Genomic DNA, 25,650 nt, shown 5'->3' on the forward strand with positions numbered 1-25,650 from the left:
CTGGCCTGCTCCTGCTTGCGGGAGAGGCTGGCTGACCTCGGGTCGAGGTCACTTCAAGGTGCGACCTTCCTTCCCGCCATATGCCTGAGGTAGCCAATCAACTGGCCCAGTTCCTCATCGCTGATGGCCTCCTTCGAGAACCCCGGCATCTTGCCCTGGGGCCAGCGGCGCAGGCTTTGCGGGTCGCGGATGTAGCGGGGCAGGAAGTCCCCCGCCAGGTATTCGGTGGGGTTGTAGGGAATGTTCAGGTCGGGGCCGAACTGGGCGTCGCCCGCGCCGTTCAGGCGGTGGCAGGCCAGGCAGTTCTTCTGGAACTGGACGAAGCCGGCGCGTACCTCGGCGCTGGTGTCGGCGGCCGGGAGCAGGGCGGGGAAGCGTTCGGCCACCGAAGGCAGGTGCCGGATGCGTGCCACCTGGAACGGCCATTGCTCGGGGCCGATGCGGGCGGCTTTCGGATCGGTCCAGACCAGATAGAACGGCCCCGCGCTGGGCTTGCCCTTGGCCAGGGCCGGCCAGGGACGGGCCGGGTCCTCGATGGCCAGCCAGGCACGGGCGCCCTTGTGGTTCAGCAGGGGTGCGGCAGGTAGTTCGGCGGCGAAGCCGTCCAGCGCGACCGCTTGCAGGTGCTCGTCCGGCTTTACGCCTTCCAGCAGCACTGCCACCGGCACGGCGCGGTAGCGCATGGTCTTCTTGTAGGACACGTCGTCGGGGATGGTCACGTCCTGCGCCTTGGGGTGGCTGAGGAGGGCGGCCGTGTCCAGGGTTCGGGTGCCGCCGGGCAGTTCCAGGGTCAGCTCGGCGGCGTGGAGCGGGGTGAGGCAGAAGAGCAGGGCGAACAGCGCGTTGCGCATCGATCAGTCCTTGTCCAGGGCGTTTTTCAGGTCGAGATAGCCGCCGCCGTTGACCACATGGCTGTAGCCCAGCTCCCGCAGGCTGTCCTGGGCGATGCTGGAGCGCCGGCCGCTGCGGCAGTAGAGCACTATCGGGGTGTCCTTGTCCGGTGCGACTTCGGCGATGCGCTGGCCGATCTCTTCGTAACCGATGTTGCGGGCGCCGGGGATGCTGCCTTCGGCCACTTCTTCCGGGGTGCGCACATCGATCAGCACGGCGTTGGGCCGGGCCATGGCCTGGACCGCGGCGGCCTGGTCGGTTTCTCCGGCGGCGGCCGGCAGGCTCAGGATCGAGAGCAGGAACAGTGCAGGAATAGCGAGCAGGGTACGCATGATGGCGGCTCCTACGAGGTGTGTCCTGGCAACCTAGCACAACTGCCCGGGCGCGGCGTAGGCCGCCGGGAGCGCGGCTTTCCGTCAGGGTCAGAGGCCGTATTCGAGCGCCGCCAGCCGTTGCGCGGGCGAGCCTGGCGATGGGCTCGACGCTGCGCTCCTTCGGGCTGATTCCTGTATTGCCGGCGTGGTGGCTACCCGCGCTGCGTTGACCGCAAGTAGCGGTACGCAGCACAGGACAACCAGTGGTTGGATGACGATCAGCTGACCAATCGGGTCAGGTTCGGAAGGATGAGAATCACTGTGGTGGCAAAGACGATCAGGCTCGCTTGCCGTATTTTCGGCTGCTTGAACATGGCCAACTGCCTTTGTTGTTGTTGGAGGCGCGTCGGTCAGGGCTCCCTACGGCCGGCCCAAAACCTGGCCTTCCTCCGTGGCTAGCGAAAAACACCGCTCCGGCAAAACCCGGCAGCGGCGGTGACTTGCAACCCAAACTCTAGGGCCGGCGTCACAGACTGTTTATATCGGTTGGTAACTAGTCCGTGACCGCTAGTAGCGCCGGGTTATGGAAAATCCATGGCGTGGGACGATCGACCCCGACTCCAGACAGCTTCCTTTCATACTGGCTGGCGACTGGCCACCAATCGACCGTTCGTCTGAGCGCAGCGGTCAATGGGGCTGAGCATTTCCGTCATTGAGCACTTGGCCTATAGCGATAAGGTAGCCATGGCCTGCCGGACCTTCGGCGGCCGACGTACAAGAACAACAGGCACCCCAGTTGCCTCAAGAGGACGCCATGACCGAAGCATTCATTTTCGACGCGGTGCGCACACCCCGCGGCAAGGGCAAGAAGGACGGCGCTCTGCACAGCGTCAAACCGGTCAACCTGATCGCCGGACTGCTGCGCGCCCTGGCCGAGCGCAACGACCTGGACACCAGCCAGGTGGATGACATTGTCCTCGGCTGCGTGACGCCGGTGGGTGACCAGGGCGCGGATATCGCCAAGACCGCCGCGCTGGTGGCGGACTGGGACGAAACCGTGTCCGGCCAGCAGATCAACCGCTTCTGCGCCTCGGGCCTGGAGGCGGTGAACCTGGCGGCGATGAAGGTGCGTTCCGGATTCGAGGACCTGGTGGTGGCCGGTGGCGTGGAATCCATGTCGCGCGTGCCCATGGGGTCAGACGGTGGCGCCTGGGCCATGGACCCGGAAACCAACTTCCACACCAGTTTCGTGCCCCAGGGTATTGGCGCCGACCTGATCGCCACCCTGGAAGGCTTCAGCCGTGCCGACGTCGATGCGTTCGCCCTGCGCTCCCAGCAGAAGGCCGCCCGTGCCCGCTCCAGCGGCGCCTTCGCCAAATCCCTGGTGCCGGTCACCGATCAGAACGGCATTGTCCTGCTCGACCATGACGAATTCATCCGTGGCGATTCCACTCTGGAGGGCCTGGGAGCACTGAAGCCGAGCTTCGAGATGATGGGACAGATGGGGTTCGACGCCACTGCCCTGCGCAAGTACAGCCAGGTGGAGCGCATCGAACATGTGCACACTCCGGGCAACAGCTCCGGCATCGTCGACGGCGCCGCCGCCATGCTCATCGGCTCCGCCGCCAAGGGCAAGGAACTGGGCCTCAAGCCGCGCGCGCGCATTGTCGCCACCGCCGTCACCAGCACTGACCCGACCATCATGCTCACCGGCCCGGCGCCGGCCACCCGCAAGGCCCTGGCCAAGGCAGGCCTGGATGTGGCCGACATCGACCTGTTCGAGGTCAACGAAGCCTTCGCCTCGGTGGTGATGAAGTTCATGAAGGAGATGGGCGTGCCGGAGGAGAAGGTCAACGTCAACGGCGGCTCCATCGCCATGGGCCACCCGCTGGGCGCTACCGGCTGCGCCATTCTCGGCACGCTGCTGGACGAGCTGGAAGCGCGCAAGCTGCGCTACGGCCTGGCCACGCTCTGCGTGGGCGGCGGCATGGGTATAGCAACCATCATCGAACGAATCTGACAGGAGCGATCAGGGGCAGATGCGTTCGCAACGCCCCTGAAGCGCTCTCCCAGCTAAGGGAAGAACAAGAATGAACGAGCCCATCCGTTACGAAAAAGGCCAGGACAATATCGTCGTCCTGACCATGGACATGCCTGGCCAGAGCGCCAACACCATGAACGCGGTGTACCGCGAGGCCATGGGCAGGACTGTCGAACGCCTGGAGGCCGAGAAGGACAGCATTGCCGGGGTGATCGTCACCTCGGCGAAGAAGACCTTCTTCGCCGGCGGCGACCTCAACGAGCTGGTCAAGGTCACCCGCGCCGACGCCGATGCCTTCTACCAGATGGTGCTGGGCATCAAGGGCCAGCTGCGCCGCCTGGAAACCCTCGGCAAGCCGGTGGTGGCCGCCATCAACGGTGCGGCCCTGGGCGGCGGCTGGGAAATCTGCCTGGCCTGCCATCACCGCATCGCCCTGAACGACAACAGCGTGCAGCTCGGCCTGCCCGAGGTGACCCTCGGCCTGCTGCCGGGCGGCGGCGGAGTGGTGCGCATGGTGCGTCTGCTGGGCATCGAGAAAGCGCTGCCGTACCTGGCCGAAGGCCGCAAGGTGCGTCCGGAACAGGCCCTCAAGGCCGGCCTGATCCATGACCTGGCGCAAACCACGGACGAGATGCTGGCCAAGGCCCGCGCCTGGATCGTCGCCAACCCCACGGCCGCCCAGCCCTGGGACACCCCCGGCTACAGAATCCCCGGCGGCACCCCGTCCAGCCCGAACGTGGCGCAGATGCTCGCCATCGCCCCCTCGGTGCTGCGCGACAAGACCAGGGGCTGCTTCCCGGCGCCGGAAAAGATCATGTGCGCCGCCGTCGAAGGCGCACAGGTGGACTTCGATACCGCCCAGTTGATCGAGGCGCGCTACTTCACCGAGCTGACCACCGGCCAGGTGGCGAAGAACATGATCGGCACCTTCTGGTTCCAACTGAACGAGATCAATGCCGGCAGCTCGCGGCCCAAGGCACCGGCGCCCAACGTGACGAAAAAGGTCGGCGTACTCGGCGCCGGCATGATGGGCGCGGGCATCGCCTATGTCTCGGCCATCGCCGGCATCGAGGTCGTCCTCAAGGACGTATCGGTAGACGCGGCGGAGAAGGGCAAGGCCTATACCCGGGGTCTGCTGGACCAACTGGTGAGTCGTGGCCATATGGCCGTCGAGAAGCGCGACGCCATCCTGGGCCGCATCAAGGCCACCGCCAGCGATGCCGACTTCGACGGTTGCGACCTGATCATCGAAGCCGTGTTCGAGAACCGCGAGCTGAAGGCCAAGGTCAGCGCCGCCGCCGAGGCCGCCGCATTGCCGGACGCGGTGATCGCCTCCAACACCTCCACCTTGCCGATCACCGGGCTGGCCCGCGCCGTGGCCAAGCCGGAGAAGTTCATCGGCCTGCACTTCTTCAGCCCGGTGGACCGCATGCCGCTGGTGGAGATCATCCGCGGCGAGAAAACCTCGGACGAAACCCTGGCCCGTGGCTTCGACTACGTCCTGCAGATCAGGAAAACCCCCATCGTCGTCAACGACAGCCGTGGATTCTTCACCTCCCGCGTGTTCGGCACCTTCACCAACGAAGGCATCGCCATGCTGGGCGAGGGCGTGTCCGCCGCGATGATCGAGAACGAAACCCGCAAGGCCGGCATGCCGGTGGGGCCCCTGGCGATCTCCGACGAAGTCTCCCTGAGCCTGATGAGCCACATCCGCAACCAGACTGCCGAAGACCTCAAGGCCGAAGGCAAGGCGCTGCCGACTCACCCGGCGTTCGCCGTGATCGACCTGATGCTCAACGAGTACAAGCGGCCCGGCAAGGCGGCGGGCGGTGGCTTCTACGAGTACCCGGCAGGCGGCAGGAAGCACCTGTGGCCGGAACTGAAAGCGCGCTTCGAGAAGGCCGACCGGCAGATTCCGCAGGAAGACGTGCGCGACCGCATCCTCTTCATCCAGGCCATCGAGACCGTGCGCTGCGTGGAGGAGGGCGTGCTGCACGCCACCGCCGACGCCAATATCGGCTCGATCTTCGGCATCGGCTTCGCTGCCTGGACCGGTGGTGCGCTGCAATTCATCAACCAGTACGGCCTGAATGACTTCGTCGCCCGCGCCCGTTACCTGGCCGAGCAGTACGGCGAACGCTTCGAGCCGCCGGCGTTGCTGCTGGACAAGGCGGCCAGGGGCGAGCCGTTTTGAGACGGATGTGAGGGATGGAAAACCGGCTCCTGGTGAGCCGGTTTTCTTTTACAGGGCTGACGTTCAGGGCGGCAGCGGGATGTCCGGCATGGCATGGCGGGGCATGATCGCACCGGGGTGGCCGATTACCGCCGCGGCCAGTCGATGGCCGTGCTCCGCCGCCGTCTGGACCGCAAGGCCCCGGCTGCGGCTCGCCAGGTAGGCCGCGGCGAAGGCGTCTCCCGCTGCGCAGCTGTCCACCACCTGGGCCACGGGTTGTGCGGGCACCTCCAGCCATTGCCGCGCGTTGGCGATCAGGCAAGGCTGCGCCCCGCACTTGACCACCACCTCGCCGCAGCCCAGCGCCAGGCCGAGGGCGGCGGCTTCCTCGGCGGCCTGTTCGTCGTCGTACAGTTGGCATTGGTCGTCCAGCGTGAGCAGGGCAATGTCGGCCAAGGCCAGGACGCGTTCATGGACCCGTCGCGCTTCATGGGCGGACCACAGCGCGGGGCGGAAGTTGTTGTCGAACCAGAGTCGACCACCCGAGGCGGTGAAGCCGGAAAGTGCCCGCAGCAGGGCTTCGCGGCGTGGCGCCGGGAACAGCGCCAGGCTGATGCCGGACAGGTAGAGCGCGTCGGTGTGCGTACGGTCCAGCCAGCGTTCCCAGTCGATATCGCCGGCGAAGTGCTGGCGGGCCGCGCTGGTGTCGCGCCAATAGAGGAAGCTGCGCTCTCCGCGGGCATCCACTTCGACCAGGTAAAGGCCGGGCTGCCGGCCTGGCAGTCGGGCGATGCGCCCGGTCTCCAGGCCTTCGTCCCGCCAGTGGTGCAGCAGTTCGTCGCTCAGGCGGTCGTCACCGAGCGCGCTGAGGTAGTGCACCCGGTCGTCGCGACCGGCCAGCAGCCGTGCCATGTACAGCGCGGTGTTGAGGGTGTCGCCACCGAAGCGGCGGCACAGGGGCTGGCCGCTCAGTTCGACCATGGCCTCTCCCAGGCAGGCGATATGCATCTCGTCCTCCTTGCTCAGGGTGCCCGGTAGGCGACGCAGTCCACTTCGACCTTACAGTCGATGACCATGCTCGACACCACGCAGGCGCGGGCCGGTGGATGGGCGCCGAAGTAGCGCTGGAACACCTGGTTGAAGGCGGCGAAGTCACGCGGGTCGTCCAGCCAGACGCCGCAGCGCACCACATGCTCGGGCCCGTAGCCGGCTTCCTCGAGAATGGCCAGCAGGTTGCGGATGCACTGATGGGCCTGGGCGGCGATGCCGCCCTCGACCACCTGGCCGTCGCGCATCGGCGTCTGTCCGGAAACGAACAGCCAGCCGTCGGCCTGTACGGCCCGGGCAAAGGGCAGGGACTGGCCGCCGGTGCCTTGGGCGATGCCGTGACGTTGCAGTGTTTTCATCGGATGTTTTCCTCGGTTGCGGGGGGATTCGCGCCAGCGCGGGGCAGGAAGCGCCCGGCGCGGGCCTGGCAGGGCTGGCCGTCCTGGTAGGACAGCACGCCGTTGACCCAGACCGCGCGGATGCCGGCGGCGGGCTGGATGGGGTCGTGGAAGCGCGCGGTGTCGGCGATGGCGTGCGGGTCGAACAGCACCAGGTCGGCCCAGTAGCCGGGCGCGATCAGGCCGCGCTGCTCCAGGGCGAAGCGGCTGGCGCTGAGGCCGGTCATCTTGCGCACTGCGTCTTCGAGGGTGAGCAGCCCCAGATCGCGGCTGTAGTGGCCCAGCACGCGGGGAAAGGTGCCCCACAGGCGTGGATGCGGGCGTGGGTCTTCGGGCAGGCCGTCGGAGCCGATCATGCTCAGTGGGTGGGCGAGGATGCGCTGCACGTCGGCTTCGCTCATGCAGTGGTACACGGCGCCGGCCGGTTGCAGGCGGCGGGCGGCTTCCAGCAAGGGCAGACGCCAGTCGTCGGCGATGGCGGCCAGGGTCCTGCCGGCCATTTCCGGGTGCGCCCGGGACCAGGTGATGAGGATGTCGAAGTCGGAGGTGACCTGCTTCAGGTCCAGGGTGGACGAGCTGGCCGAGTAGGGATAGCAGTCGCAGCCGACCGGCTGGTGCCGAAGTGCCTGTTCCAGGCTGGCGAGCACCTCCGCGCTGCGTCCCCAGTTGCCCGCGCCGGCGCACTTGAGGTGGGAGACGATCAGCGTGCAACCGGCGTGGCGGGCGATGGCGCAGGCCTCGTCGAGGGCGCCGAGGATGTCGTCGAACTCATCGCGCAGGTGGGTGGCGTAGAGGCCACCGTGAACGGCCAGTTCCTCGGCCAACTGGCAGACTTCGTCGGTACTGGCGGCGGCCGCCGTCGCGTAGGCCAGGCCGGTGCTGAGCCCCAGGGCGCCGTGCATGAGGCTGTCGGCCAGTTGCGCGCGCATGGCCGCGATTTCCGCCGGGCTGGCGACTCGCTCGAGTCGGTCCAGGTGATTGCTGCGCAGGGCGGTGTGCCCAACCAGAGCGGCGACGTTGACGGCCGGTGCTGCCGCGTCCACCGCCGCGCGGTAGTCGGCGAAGCGCGGATAGGCGAAGGCGGACGCGGGGCCCAGCAGGTTCATCGGGTCCGGCGGGGCGCCCGTCAGGCTAACTGGCGCCGCGCTGATGCCGCAGTTGCCCACGACCACGGTGGTCACGCCCTGGCTCAGCTTGGGCAGCATGTCCGGTTGGCGGATCACGACGGTGTCGTCATGGGTGTGCGCGTCGATGAAGCCCGGTGCCAGTACCAGACCCTCGGCCTCCACTCGCTGGTCGGCGCTGGCGTTGCCGGCTTCGCCAAGCAGGGCGATTCGGCCCTGGCGGAGACCGACGTCGGCGACGTAGCGGGGCTGGCCGCTGCCGTCGATGAGGGTCGCCCGATGGATAAGGGTATCGAACCTGGCCATGTTTCAATCTCCCAGGGGTAACCAGTCTTCACCCTGGCGCAGATCGTCCAGGGCCAGTTTCACCCGGCGCAGCAGCTCTTGGCTGGTTTCGGGATTGCGCAGCGCGGTCTCGGTGGCCAGCAGGTCGATGGCCAGCAACATGCCGTAGCGCGCGGCGGTGGGTTTGTAGATGAAGTCGGTTTCGGCGAGGACGATGGGCAGCAGGGTGTCGGCCATCGCGGCCAGCGGGCTGCCCGCGCGGGTGATGGCCAGCAGCCGGGCGCCATAGGCGCGAGCGAGGCGCGTGCAGGCGAGAAGTTCCGGGGGGAGGCCGCTGAGCGACAGCACGATCAGCAGGTCCTGCGGGCCCAGCGTGGCGGCGGCCATGCGCATCAGCACCGGGTCATGGCAGGCGGTCGCCTGGTAGCCCAGGCGCACCAGGCGGTACTGCATTTCCGCTGCCAGCAGGGTGGAACAGCCGCCCATGCCGAAGATGTGGATCTTCCCGGCCGAAACGATCAGATCGACCGCCGTGCCGAAGCGCGCCTCGTCGAATGCCGCCAGGTGGCGATGCAGGCTCTGCTCGATGTCGCCGACCATCCGGCTGAAGAACTCCGGCGGCTTGGCGGCCGGCGCCTCGTCGAGGAAACGGGCGCCCACGGCGCTGGCCCTCGCCAGCCGAAGGCGCAGTTCGCGCAGGTCGCCGCAGTCCATCAGGCGCGCGAAGCGGGACATCGCCGCCTTGCTCACGCCAGCCTTGGCGGCCAGTTGGTCGATGCTGGCGGACGCGGCGAACTCCACGTCGTCCAGGATGGCCTCGGCGACTTTCGCCGGATTGCCCCGCAGGCGATCGCGGCGACCGCGGATGAGGTAGAGGATGTCCATCTCAGAGCATCCTCGCCAGGCCGAGGGTGAAGGCGAAAGCCACCAGGGAGATCAGGGTTTCCAGCACCGTCCAGGTCTGCAGGGTCTGCACCACGGTCATGTCGAAGTACTCCTTGATCAGCCAGAAGCCGCCATCGTTGACATGGGAAAGGATCAGCGAGCCGGCCCCGGTGGCCAGCACCAGCAGCTCCGGATGGGGGTAGCCGCTGGCCAGGGCGATGGGGGCGACGATGCCGGCGGCGGTGGTCATGGCCACGGTGGCCGAGCCCGTGGCGACGCGCATGAGCGCGGCCACCAGCCAGCCCAGGATCAGCGGCGAAAGGTCGAAACGGGCCGACAGCTCGACGATCTCCCGTGTCACCCCGGTTTCGATGAGGATGCGGTTCAGCCCACCGCCGGCCCCGACCAGCAGGGTGATGGCGGCGGTGGGCGCCAGGCATTCGGTGCTGAAACGGAGAATGGCGTTGCGGTTGAAGCCCCTGGCCAGGCCCAGGGTCCAGAAGCTCAGCAGGGTCGCAATCAGCAGCGCGATTACCGAGTTGCCGACGAAGTGCAACAGCTGGTTGGCGGCCGAGCCGGGTGTGCTCAGCAGGTCGGCCCAGCCGCCCAGCAGCATCAGCCCCACGGGGAGCAGGACGGTGCCCAGCGTGACGCCGAAGCCGGGCAGATCGGCCACCCGCGTGCCGGTTTCGGTGAATTGCGCCGCCACGGCGTTGTGCGCCGGCAGGCGGATACGCGGCGCCACCAGGCGGGCGAACAAGGGGCCGGCGATGACGGCGGTGGGGATGCCGACCAGGGTGGCATAGAACACGGTCTTGCCGACCTGCGCCGCGTATTCCCCCACGGCCAGCATGGCCGCGGGGTGGGGCGGCACCAGGCCGTGGACGACGGAAAGTCCCGCCACCATCGGCAGGCCGGTCAGCAGGATGGAGACGCCCAGGCGTCTGGCGATGGTGAAGGCGATCGGCACCAGCAGGACGAAGCCCACTTCGAAGAACAGCGGCAGGCCACACACGAAGGCGATGCTGACCATGGCCCAGTGGGCGTTCTTCTCGCCGAAGCGCTCGATCAGGGTACGGGCGATGCGTTCGGCACCCCCCGACTCGGCCATCATCTTGCCGAGCATGGTGCCCAGCGCCACCACCAGGGCGATGTGGCCAAGGGTCTTGCCGACACCAGCTTCATAGGCGGCCATGATGTCGCCGGCGGGCATCCGCGCCGCCAGGGCGAGGCCGATGGACACCAGGGTGATGACGATGAAGGGGTTGATCCGGTATCGCGCGATCAGCAGCACCAGCGCGATGATCGCCAGCGCGGCGTAGATCAGCAGCGGACTTCCTGCGGCCGGGGTCATGAGCGGTACTCCTCTGTCTCCAGGCAAAGGGATGGCCTCCCACCTCCGGTCGGGGGCGGGTGATCACGGGGTTGGGGGGCTAGAACAGCGTTTCGATGGCGCCGGTTACCCGGTAGTCGTCATCCACCAGCAGCAGTTGCCGCCACTTGTCGAAGGTCAGGCAGGGGTGGGAAATGTCGAACGCCAGCATGTCGCCCACCCGCAGGTCGGCGTTGTCGGGAATCGCCATGAAGGCGTGTTGGTCCATCATTTTCGTCACCCGCCAGTCCGCTGGCGCCGGGGCGGGGCCAGCGCCGGTGCCAGGCCTGTGGTGCAGCGTGGCGAGGGGCAGGCCAGCGTCGAAGGCGGCGTCACGCTTGCCCATGGCGATGATCGCCAGGCCGGGCTCGGGCCGCGATTGCACGTTGGCCCAGAGTTGCAGGGCGGGCAGCAGGCTGCGGCCCATTTCGCGAGCCACCGCGTTGTGCGCCTGGATGCGTCGTTCGGCCTCGCGGTAGATGCCGGCATCGTGGGTGAGGTAGCAGCCGGGGCGCAGGATCACGTTCAGGGGCTGGCCGATGCTCTGTTGGGCGAACTCCTCGGCGACGACATCGAACCAGGCCGAACCCGCGCCGGAGAGGATGACGTCCGGCTCGGCGAAGCGGCCTTCGGCGGCCAACTGGCGGGTTCGCTCCAGGACATGGCGGAGCAGTTGGCGGATCTGGGTTTCGTCCTGCAGCACCCCTTCATAGAGTTCGGTCCCGACCAGCCGCACCGACTGCGGCCAGCGTCGAATGGCGCTCAGGGCTTCGTGTTCCTGTTCGATGGAGCGCAGGCCGGTGCGACCGCCGGCGACGCCGTATTCGAGCAGCACCCGTATCGTCTGTCCGGCCTCGGCGAAGTGGCGGCCGAGGGCGTCGATGTTGGTGGCAGAGTCCACCAGGCAACAGAAGCTGAAATCCGGGTCGCGCTGCAGGTCGGAAACGATGGCCATGTTGGCCTTGCCCACCAGTTGGTTGGCCAGCAGGACGCGGCGTATGCCATGGGCGTGGGCCGCCTGGACCTGCGGGGCGGTGGCGAGGGTGATGCCCCAGGCGCCGTGCTGGAGCTGCAAATGGAAGAGCGCGGGGCTCATGGTGGTCTTGCCATGAGGGGCCAACTGCACGCCGTAGTGGCGGATGAACCGGCTCATCCAGGCCAGGTTGTGCTCGATGCGGCTCTGGAGCAGCACCGCCACCGGCAAGCTGACGTCCTCGTCAAGTATTCGCCAGCCCAGCGCGCCTACCGCGTCGAGCGTGCAATCCGGAGCCACGCGGCCCAGTCCTTTGGTGCGCTGGTTCAACATCGGTACGTGATTCTTGTTTTCAGCCACAGGTGCGTCCTCCCTGGTTTCCTGAAAATAAGTATCACCAGAGCCCGGAGCCGGCCAGTGGCGGGATTGGGTGCGGCAGCCTGTGGGGTTAGTCGGTTATCCAGGTTGCCCCGCGGTGGCCTGATCCGGACTGGCGCCAGGCGCCTCGCACCTTTCGCCAGCCCAGGGGGTGACCAGGGATGACCAGGCGGCGGAAACATCCTGTTCCCGCAGGGCGATTTGGGCGGTGGTATTCAGATGAGGGCCGGGCGCGTGGCGAAAATTTCCCGCTGCCACTTCCCGGTTTCAGTGGGAAAAAGGGGCGTAATCCCAAGGGGTAGGCGACGGAGTTCTCAACCCATCCAGACGCAGCTGTCTTTCTCCAGGCAATCCAGCATGAAGGGTGAAGGCAAGGCCGCCAGGTCGCGCTGCGGCGGCTTGCCGGTATAGCTGCGCAAGCCCAGCTCGTTGGTGATGCCACGGCTGATGTTGTGCTTGGCTTCAATGTTCTTGGCGAGCGCACCCACCGAGCCGTGGGCGTGGCCGATCAGCGAAAAACCGTTGGTCATGACGGCCAGGGCGGTCAGGAAATAGAGTCGTGTTCTGTGTTGCTTCATCGTCGCTGCTGCCTGTATCTCGTATCAGCCTTGTTGTCTGCCGCTGGGCTTCTTCTGGCTCGCCAGCAGCACCGGGATGCTCTGGCTGAGTTGCTGGTAGAAGCTCATGGAGGCGTCCGTGGGGCTCACCCCGATGCGGCCGCGCTCGTAACCGAAGCTGACAGCGAGCACCACCATCACCACGATGAAATACAGGCCGAGGCTGGCGAGGGCGCCGTTGCGTGCGTACTTGAGGGTGGGATTGCGCATGTCGGGACTCCTCGACCAGGGTTTGGGGTGGGCGTAGGGTCGCGGAAATCCCTTCGATGAAAAAACGACGTAGAAGCATGGTAAGTATCGACGGGACCAATAATTCTCCCGACAGCTGTCAATTTTACTTGACGATACCCGGAGAGCCCCGAGCCAGAGCGGGGTGGTGGGGCGGCACGGCCGTGAGCGGTGCTCTCTATCGGCCCATTAGGCAGGGGCTATGGCCGCGTGGACCGGTTGGTATTTCAATCACGGGGTCAGTGTGTTAAATAAAACGCACATTTCGCCATAGAGTCCCCCCTGCGTTCTTGAGGAACCCATACCTAATGCCACTCCGCATCTGCATTCTTGAAACTGACATTCTCCGCCCCGAACTGGTCGATCAATACAAGGGATACGGCCTGATGTTCGAGCAGCTGTTCGCCAAGCAGCCGATCGCCGCGGAGTTCAGTGTCTACAACGTGGTGCAGGGGCATTACCCGCCTGAAGGGGAGACGTTCGACGCTTACCTGGTCACTGGCAGCAAGGCCGATTCCTTCGGTTCCGATCCCTGGATTCTCACGCTCAAGGCCTTCCTGCTGCAGCGTTACGAGGCCGGCGACAAGCTGCTGGGCGTCTGCTTCGGCCACCAGTTGCTGGCCCTGTTGCTGGGTGGCCGTACCGAGCGCGCTACCCAGGGCTGGGGCGTGGGTACCCACAGTTACCAGCTGAAGCAGAAGCCGGAATGGATGACGCCGGCCCTGGACGACCTGACCTTGCTGATCAGCCACCAGGATCAGGTCACCCAGTTGCCGAAGGGCGCCACCCTGCTGGCCTCCAGCGACTTCTGTCCGAACGCCGCCTATGCCATCGGCGATCAGGTGCTGTGCTTCCAGGGGCACCCGGAATTCGTCCATGACTATTCCCGCGCGCTGCTGGACCTGCGCCAGGACTTCCTCGGCGAGGAAATCTACAAGCAGGGTGTAAACAGCCTGGATCGCGACCACCAGGGAGCGGCGGTCGCCGAGTGGATGATGCGCTTCATCTCCCGCGATAGCGCTGCCTGACACAGCACCCACCACACGAGAAGCCCGCCATCCGGCGGGCTATTTCATGCGGCGGGGTCAGAGCCAGCCGTAGTATTTGAAGCTGGCGTACAGCCCGGTACAGCCGGTCGCCACCAGCCCCAGCACGCCAAAATAGCCGTAGTGCCAGGTCAGTTCGGGCATGTATTGGAAGTTCATTCCGTAGATGCCGGCGACCGCTGTCGGGAACGCGAGGATGGCTGCCCAGGCGGCGAACTTCCGCTGGACCACGCTCTGCCGCGATGACTCCAGCAGCAGGCCGATCTCGATGGCGTGGTCGGCCATTTCGCGCAGGCCGGTCAGGTCTTCCAGCAGGCGATTCACATGGATGGAGATGTCACGGAAGTACGGCCGCATGTGCTTGTCGATGAAGGGGAAGTCCAACCTCTGCAGCTCCTCGCAGATTTCACCCATGGGGCCGATATAGCGACGCAAGCGCAACAGGTCGCGGCGCAGGCAGTGGATACGCTCGACATCGGCCTGGGCCAGAGGGCGATCCAGCACGTTCTGCTCGATTTCCTCCAGCTCCGAGTGATAGCTGTCCATCAGTGGCCGATAGTTCTCCATCACGAAGCTGAGCAGGGCGTAGAGGACGAAGTCCTCGCCGTGCTCCAGCAGCAACGGCCGCGCTTCGCAACGCTGGCGAACGCGGGAGTAGGGGGCGGACTCCCCGTAGCGGGCGCTGATGATGTAGCCCTTGCCAGCGAACAGTTGGGTTTCGATGAACTGCAGTTCGCCATCCACCTCGATCGGCGAGTAGACCACCAGAAACAGCGCGTCGCCGAAGGTCTCCAGCTTGGGCCGGGTGTGGCGGGTGAGGGCGTCTTCCAGGGCGAGTTCGTGCAGGTCGAACTGCCGCTGCAGGTTGCTCAGCTCCTCGGCGCCCGGATCATGCAGGCCAATCCAGACGAAATGACCCGGCTTGCAGGCCCATTCCAGACCTTCATCGAGGGTAATGTCGGCGACTCTGCGGCCCTTGGCATATACAGCGGCGGCAACGACTCGACCCATGGTTCAGCGGTTCCTTCATCCGTTGGTGGGAAATCTGAGGCGGAGAGTATCGCGCCTGATCTTCTGAGTCTCGACGACGGCCTTGGTTCTGCAATGGCACCCATAGCGCCATTGCTCTGAATGGGGCACCCCTCGATCGGAACCGGAGTCTCCGAGACCTGCCGCCGACACGTGGCGTGGCGGCGCGTAAGTAGGAGAGCCTTGCCCTGGCCTGGTTACATTCCTCAGTGAAGGCAATCGGAACGGTTGTCAGCAGGTTGGCGCTGTTTTCCCGCCCGTTCGCCACCGGTCAGCGCTTATGAAAAATCTTGGTGCCGCAACGAGCGAGCCCCGCAACGCGGGGCTTACTTTGTGTGCGAACTTCAGACCAGGTGCTGTTTGTCCTGCTCGATGGCTGTGTCCAGCGTTTCCAGAAGCGCCTTGCGCACCTTGAGCTTGGTGTTGCGGTGGGCGGTCATGTTGATCTTCTTCAGTTGCAGGGCGGCAGCACGGGCGGTTTCCTGCAGTTGCTCGACAGGCACCACCTTGTCGAGGAAGCCGGCGTCCAGCGCGCCTTGTGGATCGAACATCTCGCCATTGATCACCGAACGGTGGAAGGCGGACTTGCGCAGGCGGTCACGGGCCAGTTCGATGCCGACGTGGTGCATGGTCATGCCAATCTGCACTTCATTCAGACCAATGTTGAACGGGCCCTCGACGCCGATGCGATAGTCCGCGGACAGCAGAATGAATGCACCCTTGGCCACCGCATGGCCCGGGCAGGCAACGATGATGGGGTAGGGGTGCGCCAGCATGCGGCGAGCCAGTGTGGAGCCGGCGGCGACCAGGGCGATCGCGTTCTGCGGGCCGGAGGTCATCACTTTCAGGTCATAGCCGCCGGAGAGAATGCCCGGTTGGCCGGTGATGATCACGATGGCGCGGTCCTGCTCGGCGCGATCCATCGCGGCGTTGAAGGCGGCGATCACATCCGGGGAGATGGCATTCACCTTGCCGTTGCTGAGGGTCAGGGTGGCGATGCCGTCTTCGAGTTGGTAGGAGATCAGCTCACTCATGGCGGGGGTCCTTGTTATAGAAGTGGACCGACGTTACTCAGCGTCGTCGTGGAGGTAAAGGATTGAGACTGACCGACGAGTCAGTCGCCAGCCGCACCCCTCCCGCGCCTGGCTAGAGGCCCTGTTGGCCACTTGACAGTGGAAGGGGAAAAGGGCAGGCGAAAGATATTTTCATAAACGCATGAAATTTATGAAAAAAGTGTTTGCATTCCGGAAAACACTCCACTAAATTAGCGCACCTCGACGGGGCCAACGCCTCGAAGAGATTCCGGTGAGGTGTCCGAGCGGTTGAAGGAGCACGCCTGGAAAGTGTGTATACGGGAAACCGTATCGAGGGTTCGAATCCCTCCCTCACCGCCACTTTCCGTATAGATAAGCCCCTGATTTCTAACGAGATCAGGGGCTTTTTCTTTGCCTGCGAAAAAGCGGGTGTCGAAAAAGTGTCGAAGCTGTCGATTCGGCCACTTCCAGCCTGGTCCGGTCCTGGACAAGAATGACCCATCGCCATGGAAGACAGAGCCGTCCAGGATGCGCACGAATTACGTCCTCATCGACTACGAAAACGTCCAGGTCCAGTCCCTGGAGCTTCTGCAGCAGCCCCACTTCAAGATCCGGGTCTTCCTCGGCCCCAACAACACCAAGCTTCCCACTGAGCTTGCAGTGGCCATCCAGCGTTTCGGTGATCGTGCGGGCTACATCCAGTTGGATACACCAGGCCAGAACGCTCTCGACTTTCACGTTGCCTTCTACATGGGCCAACTGGTGGTCGAAGAACCGGACGCGTTCTTCCACATCATTTCGCGAGACAAGGGCTTCGATCCGCTGATCAAGCATCTCAAGGGCAAGGGCGTTTTCGCGAATCGCTCCGAGACCATCGAAGGCATGCCTTGCTTCTCTCCGCCCAAGATCGTTCCTCCCCCACCTCCCAAGCTGGAGCCCGTAAAGACGCCTCCGGCGAAAACAGCGAAGGCCGTCAAGGAGTCGGACATTAACCTAGTGATCGCTGACCTGGTCGGTCGCAAGGCTTCCCGGCCACGGACCATCAAGACGTTGCTCAACACCATTCGCGCCAAGCTGGGTAAGCAGACAATCGAAGAGATTGAAAGCATCTACCAGGTGCTGAGGCAGCGCGGCTATGTAGAAGAGGCTGGAGCGAAAGTCTCTTACAAACTACCCAAGAGCGCATAGAGGGTTCAGCTTCAGCGCATACTGCAGATGATCCGGCGATAGGTGCGCATGCCGCATCGTCATGGCCAGCGACGTATGCCCCAGGATTTTCTGCAGCGTCAGGATGTTCGGGTTCTACCCCATTTCCAGTCGCTCGGCATCCAATGCCAGCCAGACTTCGCATGCGAGCACGGAGCTGTCCAGGTTGCCGGCAGGACTCAATGACGTCGTTCGACGCTTTTCCTTGTAGCTCCTGAGGCAGGACGATCTACCACTGAAATTGAAATACTGTGTGGGTGAGTGAATCGAGCCAAGTTTTGTAACCAGAAGAATGGCTTCTGTTGGCAACCGAAGAGCATTAGCGATGCGACCGGCAGAGATAACAACCCACAACCGTGACATCGTAGAAGCCGTCAATGGCCTCGAACACCACCACGTTCTGCAGCAAGCCTTGGCTCTGAATGCTTGCCTCCAGGGCGCCCCCGCTATCTTCGGCGACCACACCGGTCCTGATTCCCCCAGCAAGCGCCGGCAGGCGAGATGTACTGGGGCCCGGACGGTCCATCGGCGTCGGCCACCTTCGGGTGGCCTTTTTGCCTTGGCGGGTAATACTTCTCTGCAAAGGCGGGCGTGTTGCTGGTGGTGCGCGCCGCGGGAGGTGTGAGGTGAACAAGCTATCGATTGTGGGCGTCGGTATGGTGGGTGAGGCGGCAGCTCAGATCATTGCCCGGGAAGAGTTCTGTCGTGAGTTGGTGTTGATTGATGTGCAGGGTGAGTTGGCGCAGGGCAAGGCGCTGGACGTCTGGCAGGCGGCAGTTGAGTCAGGTTCTGATACCCGGGTTCACGGCGGGTCCAATGGCGAACTGCTGAAGGACTCTGACCTGGTGGTGATTACCGCGGGTGTGCCCCGCAAGCCTGGCCAGTCGCGCCAGGATGTATTGAGCATCAACCTGCCGATTCTCGACAGCATCATGCAGGATGTTAATCGTCATGCGCCGGCGGCGACGGTGTTGGTGGTGTCGAACCCGGTCGACGTGCTGACCTATCGGGCCTGGAGTCTCAGTGGGCTGGGACGCGACAGGGTGTTCGGGCAGGCCGGGGTGCTGGATACGGCACGGATGAAGTGTTTCATTGCCGAGGAGACAGGGTTTTCTGCTCGGGATATCACGGCGCTGGTGCTGGGCGGGCATGGCGATAGCATGGTGCCGCTGATGCGGTACTGTGCGGTGGGTTCGGTGCCGCTGTCGCACTTCCTGTCCAGTGAGCAGATCGAGCGGATCGTGGAACGCACCCGTAAGGGTGGCGGCGAGATCCTCGGTTTGAAGAAGCTGGGGAGCGCCTGCGACGCGCCGGGCGTGGCAATTGCGCAGATGGTGGATGCCATCGCCAATGGGCGAAACCGCATTTTGCCGGCGGTGGTGATTCTCGAGGGCGAGTACGGGCGAACAGGTATTGCCATGGGTGTCCCCTGCGTGCTGGCAGAGGAGGGGGTTGTGCGGGTGATCGAGTTGCCTCTGGATGCGCAGGAGCAGGCGATGTTCGACCGTTCCGCAGATCAGGTGGTGCGTGATATCGCTGAAATGAATGCTCTATGAGCGGGTAGGCAGGGTCTGTCCCTTCAGGCGAAGGTTTTCGTCGGAACACGGGTCCGAAGCCTTCGCGGCTTCCAGTTCGCCATAGATGGCGAACACCTGATCGGTCGTGGCGTCGGTACGCCGAAGCACGCGTTTAGCGATAGAAGCCACATGCGACATGGTCGCGTCGTAACTCTGCCGCCATGCCAGATGGATCGAAATCACAATGGGCACGCAGATCGCGACCAAGCCCGCAAGAACGGGTCACCCACAGCGTAGCTTTTGGCCGTCCGGTCGTTCTCCGTGAGCGAAGTGCGGGTGTGGCTGGCCGATGCGCGCAGTGGCAGACGATGAGCTGGCGCCTGTCGACGGCGCCGTACCGGCTGGAGGGTCGACCGCCGCACGCTACGAGAGTGCTGGTGGGAAGCCCCTGCGCGCAGCTTGTCGGGCTGCGGCCAGCAGGTCGCAGGCGTCTTCCAGCAGCAGCGCGGCTGCATGGGCGACGTGCTGCAGGTCTCGGCCGCCGGCATCCGATGACTCCATGAGGGACAGGCCGCGCAGCAAGTGCTTCGCGGCGTGCAGGCGCACGTCGGCGCAATCCTGCAGGTCGTCATAGGAACAGTTGCCATCGAGCAGCAGCACGGCGGTCTTGCCGGCGTTGCCGGTCAGGGGGATGAGGTGCGGGGTGTCCTTGTGCATGGTGAAACTCCTTTCGTTAAGAGGAGCCGCCACGCTTCGCGGCCAAGCGAAGGTAAGGTGGCAGCTGTACGCGGGTTGGCCGACCGGGACGAAAGGCACCCGGCACACCCGAAGGTGTCCCACGCACAGCTGCCATAGCTCGCGCCACGGACGGAAAGTTGCCCATGGCGAGAGATAGAACGCTGTTGCGCCTTTCGTTGATGCGACCGGCCAAGGTCGGCCACGGGATTGACCGTGGCGGGCCGGACTATAGGCGTCCGCGCTGCCCCTGGCAATGCCGCGTGCGCTGTGCTGCTTCTCGTGCTCAGGGCGCCTCCTCAGCGACGGCCGCGCGCTCGGGGGTGGCCCGATGGGGTCGGCCCACAACGACATCGATCAGGCGTCATCCCTGTACTCCAAGGCTCGTGCCATCCGGGGGCTGAAGGGTGGTTATCGGCCGATGGAAGGCCTGGGCTTCTTCGTGAGGGGACGTAACCTTTCGTATAACACCTATGTCGCCACCACCGGGGTGATCGCCGACGGGAGCTGTGCCCATGAATAGTCGCGCATCTTTCCCACCTGGCCGGCGGTTTCGCCGGAGCCATCGCTGGCCGCTGGCGGGCGCCTGTCTCTGGGTGTTTCTGATGACCCTGCTGGGGGCCGAAGTGGCCGGTGGCGAGTCGAGGGACGCCTGTCCCGACGAGGGGTATCGCCAGGACGAGGGCAGGGGACGGACGGAAGGGAGGCGGCGGGGCGGAGGCCTATAATGGCCGCTGCGGTACTTCCAGAGTTCAAGCACCCCCGCCATCCCGCTGTTCGCGCTCGTGCCAACTCTGACGGACGGTCGGGGCCCCGAGGGCCCTCACGCCACCGGAGGAGAAAGGCGGTTCGCCCGGCCAACCATCCTGGCCAGCGGCAGTTCGGTGACCCATCCAACCCGGAGCGCCCCATGGGCCTTCCGGCCATCGCCTGCGCGACCGGTTTCTGGCCTGCGTCTTTCTCCGTTCAGCGACCACTCGTCCCCTCGGCGACGGGTGCCTGACAGGAGGTACGGACATGAACAGAACACTGGCGTTTTCCATTCCCGTGCTGCTGGCTGGCGCATGGGTGTCCACGGCGCTGGCCGACGACAGCCTGGTGCGCTTCAAGGGCGGCATTGGCGTGCTGCCGTTGTCCAGCGGCCAAGGCACCGAAGCCATTGCCACGGTGGTCAATCGCAATATCGTGCGCGGCGTGCAGCCGCCGGGGCAGATCTGGCTGATCCGCACGTTCGAGGCGAAAGTGAGCCAGGCCGGTGACATCAAGGCGAAGGGGCGCGGCCTGATACTCGGTGGTGGCAACAATATCGGCCGTGCCACCGGACAGTCAGTGTTCGCCACCCTGTTCTGCGGCGCCGTGGCGCCTTTCAGCGAAAGCAGCAGCGACCTGCTCGGCGTGCCGTTGAACGAGGAGGGGGATTTCGTGATCGACGACCAACTCTCGCCGGCTCCACCCGTTCCGTGCGAAAGCCCTGTGCTGTTGATCCGCAATGCCGCCAATGCCAGTTGGTTCGCTGCCGGCATTCCGCGTGGCAACCGCGTTGTCGACCCGCAGGACGATGAACCCCCGATGGAGGACATGCCCCTCACGCCTTGATGGTGATAACCCCTCTCCCTCCGCGGAGAGGGGTGCGCTCGCCCGGCATGCGGATATACTCGCCGGCATCTTCCCGCCCCATACAACAGGAGGTTGCCGTGGACCCTATCGGTGCGTTGCTGGCCATTTCCGGGGTGCTGGTGCTGAGCGTCGTCAGCCCTGGCCCCAACTTCGCCATCGTCACTTCCACCGCGACCCTGCGGTCTCGCCGCGCTGGCGTGGCCACCGGCTTGGGGCTGGCCGCCGCCTCCGTCACCTGGGTTCTGCTGGCGGTGGCCGGGCTGGGGCTGATCCTGTCCCAGATGGAGTGGCTGTATGTCGGGATCAAGCTGCTGGGCGCCGCCTACCTGATCTGGCTCGGCGGGCGGATGATCCTGGGGGCGCACAAGCCGCCGGCGGCAACGCCCGGGCAGCTCGAGTCCGGCATCTTCGCAGCGGCACGCAAGGGCTATCTGGTGAGCATGACCAACCCCAAGGCCCTGGCCTTCTACGGCAGCATTTTCGCGGTGATGGTCCCGGCCCACGCGCCGGGCTGGTTCTACGCGGCCATCGTCGTCATCGCCGCCACCGTGTCCTGCCTCTGGTACTGCGGCATGGCGGTCCTCTTCTCCAGTTCGGCGGTGCGCGGCGGCATCCTGCGTTTCAAGGCGGTGTTCGAGACCTTGATGGGGGTGTTCCTGTTGGGGCTGGGCGGGCGCCTGCTGCTCAGTCGCTGAATCGGGCGGCCCCGACTCCCATTCGCACATGCAGGCCGGAGGCCTGCCTTCAAGGCTCCCATGGGGCGGCTGTGCTGCCCTTCGCGAATGAGTTCTCCTACCGCTGTTCGCCCGGCTGTCAGCCCCCCATCCGCCGGCTGCGTAGTAATACGTAGCTCCTTCTCGTGGTTTTGCGAATGTCTCTTCGCGCGTCAGGCGCCGATAGTGTCGGCTGCCCTTATCCGGGGTATCGACAACAACAAAAGTGCCGCAGGTAATCCCCAGCGGCAGGAGACAATTCAATGACCCAACTGGCTACCCGAATTGCCTGGTTCGCTGTTGCCGTATTGGGCGCTTTCGCGCTCGGTACCGTGGCGCTACGCCGTGGCGAGGCCATCAACGCGCTCTGGATCGTTACTGCTGCAACCGCGATCTACCTCATTGCCTACCGCTACTACAGCCTGTTCATCGCCAACAAGGTGATGCAACTGGACCCCAGCCGTGCCACCCCTGCGGTGTTGAACAACGACGGCCTGGACTACGTCCCGACCAACAAACACATCCTCTTCGGTCACCATTTTGCCGCCATCGCCGGCGCCGGCCCGCTGGTAGGCCCGGTGCTCGCCGCGCAGATGGGCTACCTGCCCGGCACCCTGTGGCTGATCGCCGGTGTGGTTCTGGCCGGTGCGGTGCAGGACTTCATGGTGCTGTTCCTCTCGACCCGCCGTAATGGGCGCTCGCTGGGTGACATGGTCCGCGAGGAGATGGGCCGGATTCCGGGCACCATCGCCCTGTTCGGTTGCTTCCTGATCATGATCATCATCCTTGCGGTGCTGGCGCTGATCGTGGTCAAGGCCCTGGCCGAGAGCCCCTGGGGCATGTTCACGGTGATGGCGACCATCCCGATTGCGGTGTTCATGGGCGTCTACATGCGCTACATCCGCCCTGGCCGTATCGGCGAGATTTCCGTCATCGGCGTGGTGCTGCTGCTGGCCTCCATCTGGCTCGGCGGCGTCGTGGCGGCCGACCCGGTCTGGGGCCCGGCCTTCACCTTCACCGGCGTGCAGATCACCTGGATGCTGATCGGCTACGGCTTCGTGGCGGCGGTGCTGCCGGTCTGGCTGATCCTCGCCCCGCGCGACTACCTTTCCACCTTCCTCAAGATCGGCACCATCGTTGGCCTGGCCATCGGCATCCTGGTCATCGCTCCGGAGCTGAAGATGCCGGCCCTGACCCAGTTCGTCGACGGCACTGGCCCGGTGTGGAAGGGCGCCCTGTTCCCCTTCCTGTTCATCACCATCGCCTGCGGCGCGGTGTCCGGCTTCCACGCGCTGATCAGCTCCGGCACCACGCCCAAGCTGCTGGCCAACGAAACCCACGCCCGCTACATCGGCTACGGCGGCATGCTGATGGAGTCCTTCGTCGCCATCATGGCCATGGTCGCCGCCTCGGTGATCGAGCCGGGCGTGTACTTCGCCATGAACAGCCCGGCCGCGCTGGTGGGCAGCGACGTCAACGCCGTTGCCGCCACCGTCAGCAGCTGGGGCTTCGCCATCACGCCGGACGTGCTGCAGCAGACCGCCACCGATATCGGCGAGCACAGCATCCTGGCCCGTGCCGGCGGCGCGCCGACCCTGGCCGTGGGCATCGCGCAGATCCTCCACCAGGTGCTGCCGGGTGAGAACACCATGGCCTTCTGGTACCACTTCGCGATCCTCTTCGAGGCGCTGTTCATCCTCACCGCGGTGGACGCCGGTACCCGTGCCGGGCGCTTCATGCTGCAGGACCTGCTGGGCAACTTCGTCCCGGCCCTGAAGAAGACCGAGTCCTGGAGCGCCAACGTCATCGCCACCGCCGGCTGCGTGGCCATGTGGGGCTGGTTGCTGTACCAGGGCGTGATCGACCCGTTGGGTGGCATCAACACCCTGTGGCCGTTGTTCGGCATCTCCAACCAGATGCTGGCGGGCATCGCCCTGATGCTGGGATGCGTGGTGCTGATCAAGATGAAGCGCCAGCGCTATGTCTGGGTCACCCTGGTGCCGGCCGTGTGGCTGCTGATCTGCACCACCACCGCAGGTCTGATCAAGCTGCTCGACCCGAACCCGGCCGTCGGCTTCCTCGCCCTGGCGAAGAAGTACAGCGATGCCGCCGCCGCCGGCCAGGTCCTGGCCCCGGCCAAGGACATGGCACAGATGCAGCATGTGATCTTCAACGCCTACACCAACGCGACCCTGACCGTGCTGTTCCTCTTCGTGGTGCTGAGCATCCTGTTCTTCGCCATCAAGGTGGGCCGAGGCGCCTGGATGAAGTCCGAGCGAACCGACAGGGAATCGCCTTTCCAGCCTGTTCCGGACGCTTGAGGAGACCGCGCGCATGTTCAATGACCTGAGCCGCATGGGGAAGTACCTCGGGCAGGCCGCCCGCATGCTGGTGGGCATGCCCGACTACGACACCTATGTCGAGCACATGCGCAGCAAGCACCCGGACAAGCCGGTGATGAGTTACGACGAGTTCTTCCGCGAGCGGCAGGACGCCCGCTATGGCGGCGGCAAGGGTCGCCCCGTACGCTGCTGCTGAACCCGTCGATGCGGTAACCTGAGCGCCACGCCCTGCGTGGCGCTCTTGTTTCCGCGTCCGTTATCGCGAATGAATTCGCTCCTACAGGGAGGCGGCTGACAGGCCACTCCTGATCCTGAGGACTTTCCGATGTCTGCCCATTTCCCCATTCCGGTCACTGTGCTCAGCGGTTTTCTCGGTGCCGGCAAGACCACCCTGCTGAAACACATCCTCAAGGCCGAGCACGGCCTGAAGATCGCGGTGATCGAGAACGAGTTCAGCGAAACCCCCATCGATGGCCAGTTGCTCGGCGATGAGCCGGTGCAGGTCATGACCCTGGCAAACGGCTGCGTCTGCTGCTCCATCCATGTGGAACTGGAGAAGGCACTGTTCCTGCTGCTGGAGCGCCTGGACGCCGGCGAGCTGGCCTTCGACCGCCTGGTGATCGAATGCACCGGCCTGGCCGATCCGGCCCCGGTGGCGCAGACCTTCTTCGCCGACGATGAACTCTGCGCGCGCTATGTGCTGGACGGCATCATCACTCTGGTAGATGCGGTAAACGCCGAGCGTCATCTGCAGGAAACCATGGCCCAGGCCCAGGTAGGCTTTGCCGACCGCCTTCTGGTGAGCAAGCGCGACCTGGTGGACGAGGCGCAGTTCGACGCCCTCTGCCAACGCCTTGCGCGCATCAACCGCCGCGCGCCGATTCGCGTGGTGGACCACGGCCGCATCGACCTGGCCGAGCTGCTGGATGTGCGTGGCTTCAACCTCAACGCGGACGTCGGCCCGGCGTTGACCCTGCGCCCGCTGGCGCCGGCCGGAACACCCGACCGCATCGGCACCCTGGTGCTGAAGAGCGAGCGCCCGCTGGACATGGAAAGGCTGAGCGCCTTCATGGAGGGGCTGCTGGAAGAACACGGCAATTCCCTGCTGCGGTACAAGGGCGTGCTCTGCGTCGACGGCGAACCCCGTCGTCTGGTGTTCCAGGGCGTGCTGCGGCTTTACGGGTTCGACTGGGACACCGAGTGGCAGGAAGGTGAGGCGCGGGAGAGCGTGATGGTGTTCATCGGCGATCAACTGCCCGAAGAGAAGATCCGCGCGGGGTTCGACGCTGCGCAGGCCTGAGGCCGCTAAACGGCAATCCGCAGGATGTATATGGACTCCTACGAACCAGGACCGGGCGAACCGGTAGAGCGAATTCATTCGCGAAAGGAGCGCGAAGCGCTCCTATGGTCCTCGGGGCAGAACTGCGTTCTGCAATCGCGAATGAATTCGCTCCCACAACGTGAGGCCTGCGAATCGCGCATGCTGCAAAAAGAAAAGCCCGCCGAGTGGCGTAATGCTGTTCACATAAGAAGTAACGGGACTCGATCAGTCCCCTCGCCCCTTTGGGGAGAGGGTTAGGGAGAGGGGGGAAACGACTGTTTCGCAGGGATTTCAACCCTCTCCCCCAGCCCCTCTCCCATAAATGGGAGAGGGGAGCGAGTCATGCGCGCTTAAGTGAACAGCA

At 65.0% G+C, this 25,650-nt stretch carries 24 protein-coding genes, 1 tRNA gene and 1 pseudogene; 12 read left to right on the forward strand and 14 right to left on the reverse strand.

What is annotated here, in order from left to right; genetic code table 11:
• Positions 1-53: 53 nt before the first annotated feature.
• Both PJW05_RS11950 and PJW05_RS11955 read right to left on the reverse strand, forming a co-directional pair.
• The gene (locus tag PJW05_RS11950) at positions 54-851 is read right to left on the reverse strand and encodes a cytochrome c (protein WP_271411909.1); all 798 of its coding nucleotides are present in this window, start codon (positions 849-851) and stop codon (positions 54-56) included.
• A 3-nt stretch (positions 852-854) separates the two neighbouring features.
• Complete coding sequence (locus PJW05_RS11955) at positions 855-1,223, reverse strand: rhodanese-like domain-containing protein (RefSeq protein WP_271411910.1); 369 nt, start codon at positions 1,221-1,223, stop codon at positions 855-857.
• Between the two features lie 796 nt (positions 1,224-2,019).
• Between PJW05_RS11955 and PJW05_RS11960 the strand changes: the two genes are divergently transcribed.
• Both PJW05_RS11960 and PJW05_RS11965 read left to right on the forward strand, forming a co-directional pair.
• On the forward strand, positions 2,020-3,225 hold the full coding sequence (locus PJW05_RS11960; protein WP_271411911.1) for an acetyl-CoA C-acetyltransferase: 1,206 nt from the start codon (positions 2,020-2,022) through the stop codon (positions 3,223-3,225).
• Positions 3,226-3,295: 70 nt separating this feature from the next.
• Complete coding sequence (locus tag PJW05_RS11965; protein WP_271411912.1) at positions 3,296-5,440, forward strand: 3-hydroxyacyl-CoA dehydrogenase NAD-binding domain-containing protein; 2,145 nt, start codon at positions 3,296-3,298, stop codon at positions 5,438-5,440.
• Between the two features lie 63 nt (positions 5,441-5,503).
• On the opposite strand, the gene PJW05_RS11970 is transcribed toward PJW05_RS11965, so the two are convergent.
• From PJW05_RS11970 to PJW05_RS12005, 8 genes are all read right to left on the reverse strand, one after another.
• Positions 5,504-6,427, reverse strand: a complete 924-nt coding sequence (locus tag PJW05_RS11970; protein WP_271411913.1) for a sugar kinase — start codon at positions 6,425-6,427, stop codon at positions 5,504-5,506.
• A 14-nt stretch (positions 6,428-6,441) separates the two neighbouring features.
• Complete coding sequence (locus tag PJW05_RS11975) at positions 6,442-6,825, reverse strand: RidA family protein (protein WP_271411914.1); 384 nt, start codon at positions 6,823-6,825, stop codon at positions 6,442-6,444.
• Positions 6,822-8,294 carry an N-acyl-D-amino-acid deacylase family protein gene (locus PJW05_RS11980; protein WP_271411915.1) on the reverse strand — a complete coding sequence of 491 codons (1,473 nt, stop codon included), beginning with the start codon at positions 8,292-8,294 and terminating at the stop codon, positions 6,822-6,824. The genes PJW05_RS11975 and PJW05_RS11980 overlap by 4 nt, the downstream gene beginning before the upstream one ends.
• Positions 8,295-8,297: 3 nt before the next feature.
• Positions 8,298-9,158: a MurR/RpiR family transcriptional regulator gene (locus PJW05_RS11985; protein ID WP_271411916.1), complete on the reverse strand. Its 861-nt coding sequence runs from the start codon at positions 9,156-9,158 to the stop codon at positions 8,298-8,300.
• 1 nt (position 9,159) lies between these two features.
• Positions 9,160-10,512: a GntT/GntP/DsdX family permease gene (locus PJW05_RS11990; protein WP_271411917.1), complete on the reverse strand. Its 1,353-nt coding sequence runs from the start codon at positions 10,510-10,512 to the stop codon at positions 9,160-9,162.
• Positions 10,513-10,591: 79 nt separating this feature from the next.
• Positions 10,592-11,863, reverse strand: a complete 1,272-nt coding sequence (locus tag PJW05_RS11995) for an amino acid deaminase (protein WP_271411918.1) — start codon at positions 11,861-11,863, stop codon at positions 10,592-10,594.
• A 332-nt stretch (positions 11,864-12,195) separates the two neighbouring features.
• Entirely contained in the window at positions 12,196-12,459 is a 264-nt protein-coding gene (locus PJW05_RS12000; RefSeq protein WP_271411919.1) for a hypothetical protein, read from the reverse strand.
• Positions 12,460-12,483: 24 nt separating this feature from the next.
• A complete protein-coding gene (locus PJW05_RS12005) occupies positions 12,484-12,708 on the reverse strand; it encodes a hypothetical protein (RefSeq protein ID WP_271411920.1) in 225 nt (74 codons plus the stop codon).
• Positions 12,709-13,034: 326 nt separating this feature from the next.
• Here PJW05_RS12005 and PJW05_RS12010 point away from each other — a divergent pair, with 326 nt between their 5' ends.
• Entirely contained in the window at positions 13,035-13,754 is a 720-nt protein-coding gene (locus PJW05_RS12010; RefSeq protein WP_271411921.1) for an amidotransferase, read from the forward strand.
• Positions 13,755-13,811: 57 nt separating this feature from the next.
• On the opposite strand, the gene PJW05_RS12015 is transcribed toward PJW05_RS12010, so the two are convergent.
• Together PJW05_RS12015 and PJW05_RS12020 are read right to left on the reverse strand one after the other, a co-directional pair.
• Positions 13,812-14,783: a magnesium and cobalt transport protein CorA gene (locus tag PJW05_RS12015; RefSeq protein WP_271411922.1), complete on the reverse strand. Its 972-nt coding sequence runs from the start codon at positions 14,781-14,783 to the stop codon at positions 13,812-13,814.
• 362 nt (positions 14,784-15,145) lie between these two features.
• Complete coding sequence (locus PJW05_RS12020) at positions 15,146-15,835, reverse strand: crotonase/enoyl-CoA hydratase family protein (protein ID WP_271411923.1); 690 nt, start codon at positions 15,833-15,835, stop codon at positions 15,146-15,148.
• Positions 15,836-16,105: 270 nt separating this feature from the next.
• Between PJW05_RS12020 and PJW05_RS12025 the strand changes: the two genes are divergently transcribed.
• Both PJW05_RS12025 and PJW05_RS12030 read left to right on the forward strand, forming a co-directional pair.
• A tRNA-Ser gene (locus PJW05_RS12025) sits at positions 16,106-16,195 on the forward strand.
• Positions 16,196-16,363: 168 nt separating this feature from the next.
• Entirely contained in the window at positions 16,364-17,023 is a 660-nt protein-coding gene (locus PJW05_RS12030; RefSeq protein WP_271411924.1) for a PIN domain-containing protein, read from the forward strand.
• Here the strand turns inward: PJW05_RS12030 and PJW05_RS12035 are convergent.
• Positions 17,006-17,131, reverse strand: a pseudogene (locus tag PJW05_RS12035) (phage integrase); the annotation flags it as partial. The gene PJW05_RS12030 and the pseudogene PJW05_RS12035 overlap by 18 nt on opposite strands.
• Positions 17,132-17,667: 536 nt before the next feature.
• On the opposite strand from PJW05_RS12035, the gene PJW05_RS12040 reads away from it, so the two are divergent.
• Complete coding sequence (locus tag PJW05_RS12040) at positions 17,668-18,597, forward strand: malate dehydrogenase (RefSeq protein WP_271411925.1); 930 nt, start codon at positions 17,668-17,670, stop codon at positions 18,595-18,597.
• 384 nt (positions 18,598-18,981) lie between these two features.
• Here PJW05_RS12040 and PJW05_RS12045 read toward each other — a convergent pair whose 3' ends face one another.
• Positions 18,982-19,275 (reverse strand): hypothetical protein, encoded by a 294-nt coding sequence (locus tag PJW05_RS12045; protein WP_271411926.1) that lies wholly within the window; start codon positions 19,273-19,275, stop codon positions 18,982-18,984.
• A 349-nt stretch (positions 19,276-19,624) separates the two neighbouring features.
• Here PJW05_RS12045 and PJW05_RS12050 point away from each other — a divergent pair, with 349 nt between their 5' ends.
• From PJW05_RS12050 to yjiA, 6 genes are all read left to right on the forward strand, one after another.
• Positions 19,625-19,816, forward strand: coding sequence for a hypothetical protein (locus PJW05_RS12050; protein WP_271411927.1), 192 nt, complete (start codon positions 19,625-19,627; stop codon positions 19,814-19,816).
• Between the two features lie 494 nt (positions 19,817-20,310).
• Complete coding sequence (locus tag PJW05_RS12055; protein WP_271411928.1) at positions 20,311-20,889, forward strand: hypothetical protein; 579 nt, start codon at positions 20,311-20,313, stop codon at positions 20,887-20,889.
• A gap of 98 nt (positions 20,890-20,987) precedes the next feature.
• Positions 20,988-21,605, forward strand: coding sequence for a LysE family translocator (locus tag PJW05_RS12060; RefSeq protein WP_271411929.1), 618 nt, complete (start codon positions 20,988-20,990; stop codon positions 21,603-21,605).
• A gap of 281 nt (positions 21,606-21,886) precedes the next feature.
• A complete protein-coding gene (locus PJW05_RS12065; RefSeq protein ID WP_271411930.1) occupies positions 21,887-23,944 on the forward strand; it encodes a carbon starvation CstA family protein in 2,058 nt (685 codons plus the stop codon).
• Between the two features lie 13 nt (positions 23,945-23,957).
• Complete coding sequence (locus PJW05_RS12070) at positions 23,958-24,161, forward strand: YbdD/YjiX family protein (RefSeq protein WP_271411931.1); 204 nt, start codon at positions 23,958-23,960, stop codon at positions 24,159-24,161.
• A 129-nt stretch (positions 24,162-24,290) separates the two neighbouring features.
• Positions 24,291-25,265, forward strand: a complete 975-nt coding sequence (gene yjiA / locus PJW05_RS12075; protein ID WP_271411932.1) for a GTPase — start codon at positions 24,291-24,293, stop codon at positions 25,263-25,265.
• Positions 25,266-25,650: the final 385 nt, after the last annotated feature.

It is taken from the genome of Pseudomonas sp. Q1-7 (assembly GCF_028010285.1).
Classification (GTDB): Bacteria; Pseudomonadota; Gammaproteobacteria; order Pseudomonadales; family Pseudomonadaceae; genus Metapseudomonas.

Coding starts and splice junctions, on each gene's coding strand:
- PJW05_RS12065 (WP_271411930.1), top strand. CDS start 21,887: ATGACCCAACTGGCTACCCGAATTGCCTGGTTCGCTGTTGCCGTATTG.
- PJW05_RS12050 (WP_271411927.1), top strand. CDS start 19,625: ATGGGGTCGGCCCACAACGACATCGATCAGGCGTCATCCCTGTACTCC.
- PJW05_RS11955 (WP_271411910.1), bottom strand. CDS start 1,223: ATGCGTACCCTGCTCGCTATTCCTGCACTGTTCCTGCTCTCGATCCTG.
- PJW05_RS11975 (WP_271411914.1), bottom strand. CDS start 6,825: ATGAAAACACTGCAACGTCACGGCATCGCCCAAGGCACCGGCGGCCAG.
- PJW05_RS11980 (WP_271411915.1), bottom strand. CDS start 8,294: ATGGCCAGGTTCGATACCCTTATCCATCGGGCGACCCTCATCGACGGC.
- PJW05_RS12020 (WP_271411923.1), bottom strand. CDS start 15,835: ATGAGTGAGCTGATCTCCTACCAACTCGAAGACGGCATCGCCACCCTG.
- PJW05_RS12010 (WP_271411921.1), top strand. CDS start 13,035: ATGCCACTCCGCATCTGCATTCTTGAAACTGACATTCTCCGCCCCGAA.
- PJW05_RS12030 (WP_271411924.1), top strand. CDS start 16,364: ATGCGCACGAATTACGTCCTCATCGACTACGAAAACGTCCAGGTCCAG.
- PJW05_RS12045 (WP_271411926.1), bottom strand. CDS start 19,275: ATGCACAAGGACACCCCGCACCTCATCCCCCTGACCGGCAACGCCGGC.
- PJW05_RS11950 (WP_271411909.1), bottom strand. CDS start 851: ATGCGCAACGCGCTGTTCGCCCTGCTCTTCTGCCTCACCCCGCTCCAC.
- PJW05_RS12015 (WP_271411922.1), bottom strand. CDS start 14,783: ATGGGTCGAGTCGTTGCCGCCGCTGTATATGCCAAGGGCCGCAGAGTC.
- PJW05_RS12070 (WP_271411931.1), top strand. CDS start 23,958: ATGTTCAATGACCTGAGCCGCATGGGGAAGTACCTCGGGCAGGCCGCC.
- PJW05_RS11990 (WP_271411917.1), bottom strand. CDS start 10,512: ATGACCCCGGCCGCAGGAAGTCCGCTGCTGATCTACGCCGCGCTGGCG.
- PJW05_RS12000 (WP_271411919.1), bottom strand. CDS start 12,459: ATGAAGCAACACAGAACACGACTCTATTTCCTGACCGCCCTGGCCGTC.
- PJW05_RS11960 (WP_271411911.1), top strand. CDS start 2,020: ATGACCGAAGCATTCATTTTCGACGCGGTGCGCACACCCCGCGGCAAG.
- yjiA (WP_271411932.1), top strand. CDS start 24,291: ATGTCTGCCCATTTCCCCATTCCGGTCACTGTGCTCAGCGGTTTTCTC.
- PJW05_RS12005 (WP_271411920.1), bottom strand. CDS start 12,708: ATGCGCAATCCCACCCTCAAGTACGCACGCAACGGCGCCCTCGCCAGC.
- PJW05_RS11985 (WP_271411916.1), bottom strand. CDS start 9,158: ATGGACATCCTCTACCTCATCCGCGGTCGCCGCGATCGCCTGCGGGGC.
- PJW05_RS11965 (WP_271411912.1), top strand. CDS start 3,296: ATGAACGAGCCCATCCGTTACGAAAAAGGCCAGGACAATATCGTCGTC.
- PJW05_RS11970 (WP_271411913.1), bottom strand. CDS start 6,427: ATGCATATCGCCTGCCTGGGAGAGGCCATGGTCGAACTGAGCGGCCAG.
- PJW05_RS12055 (WP_271411928.1), top strand. CDS start 20,311: ATGAACAGAACACTGGCGTTTTCCATTCCCGTGCTGCTGGCTGGCGCA.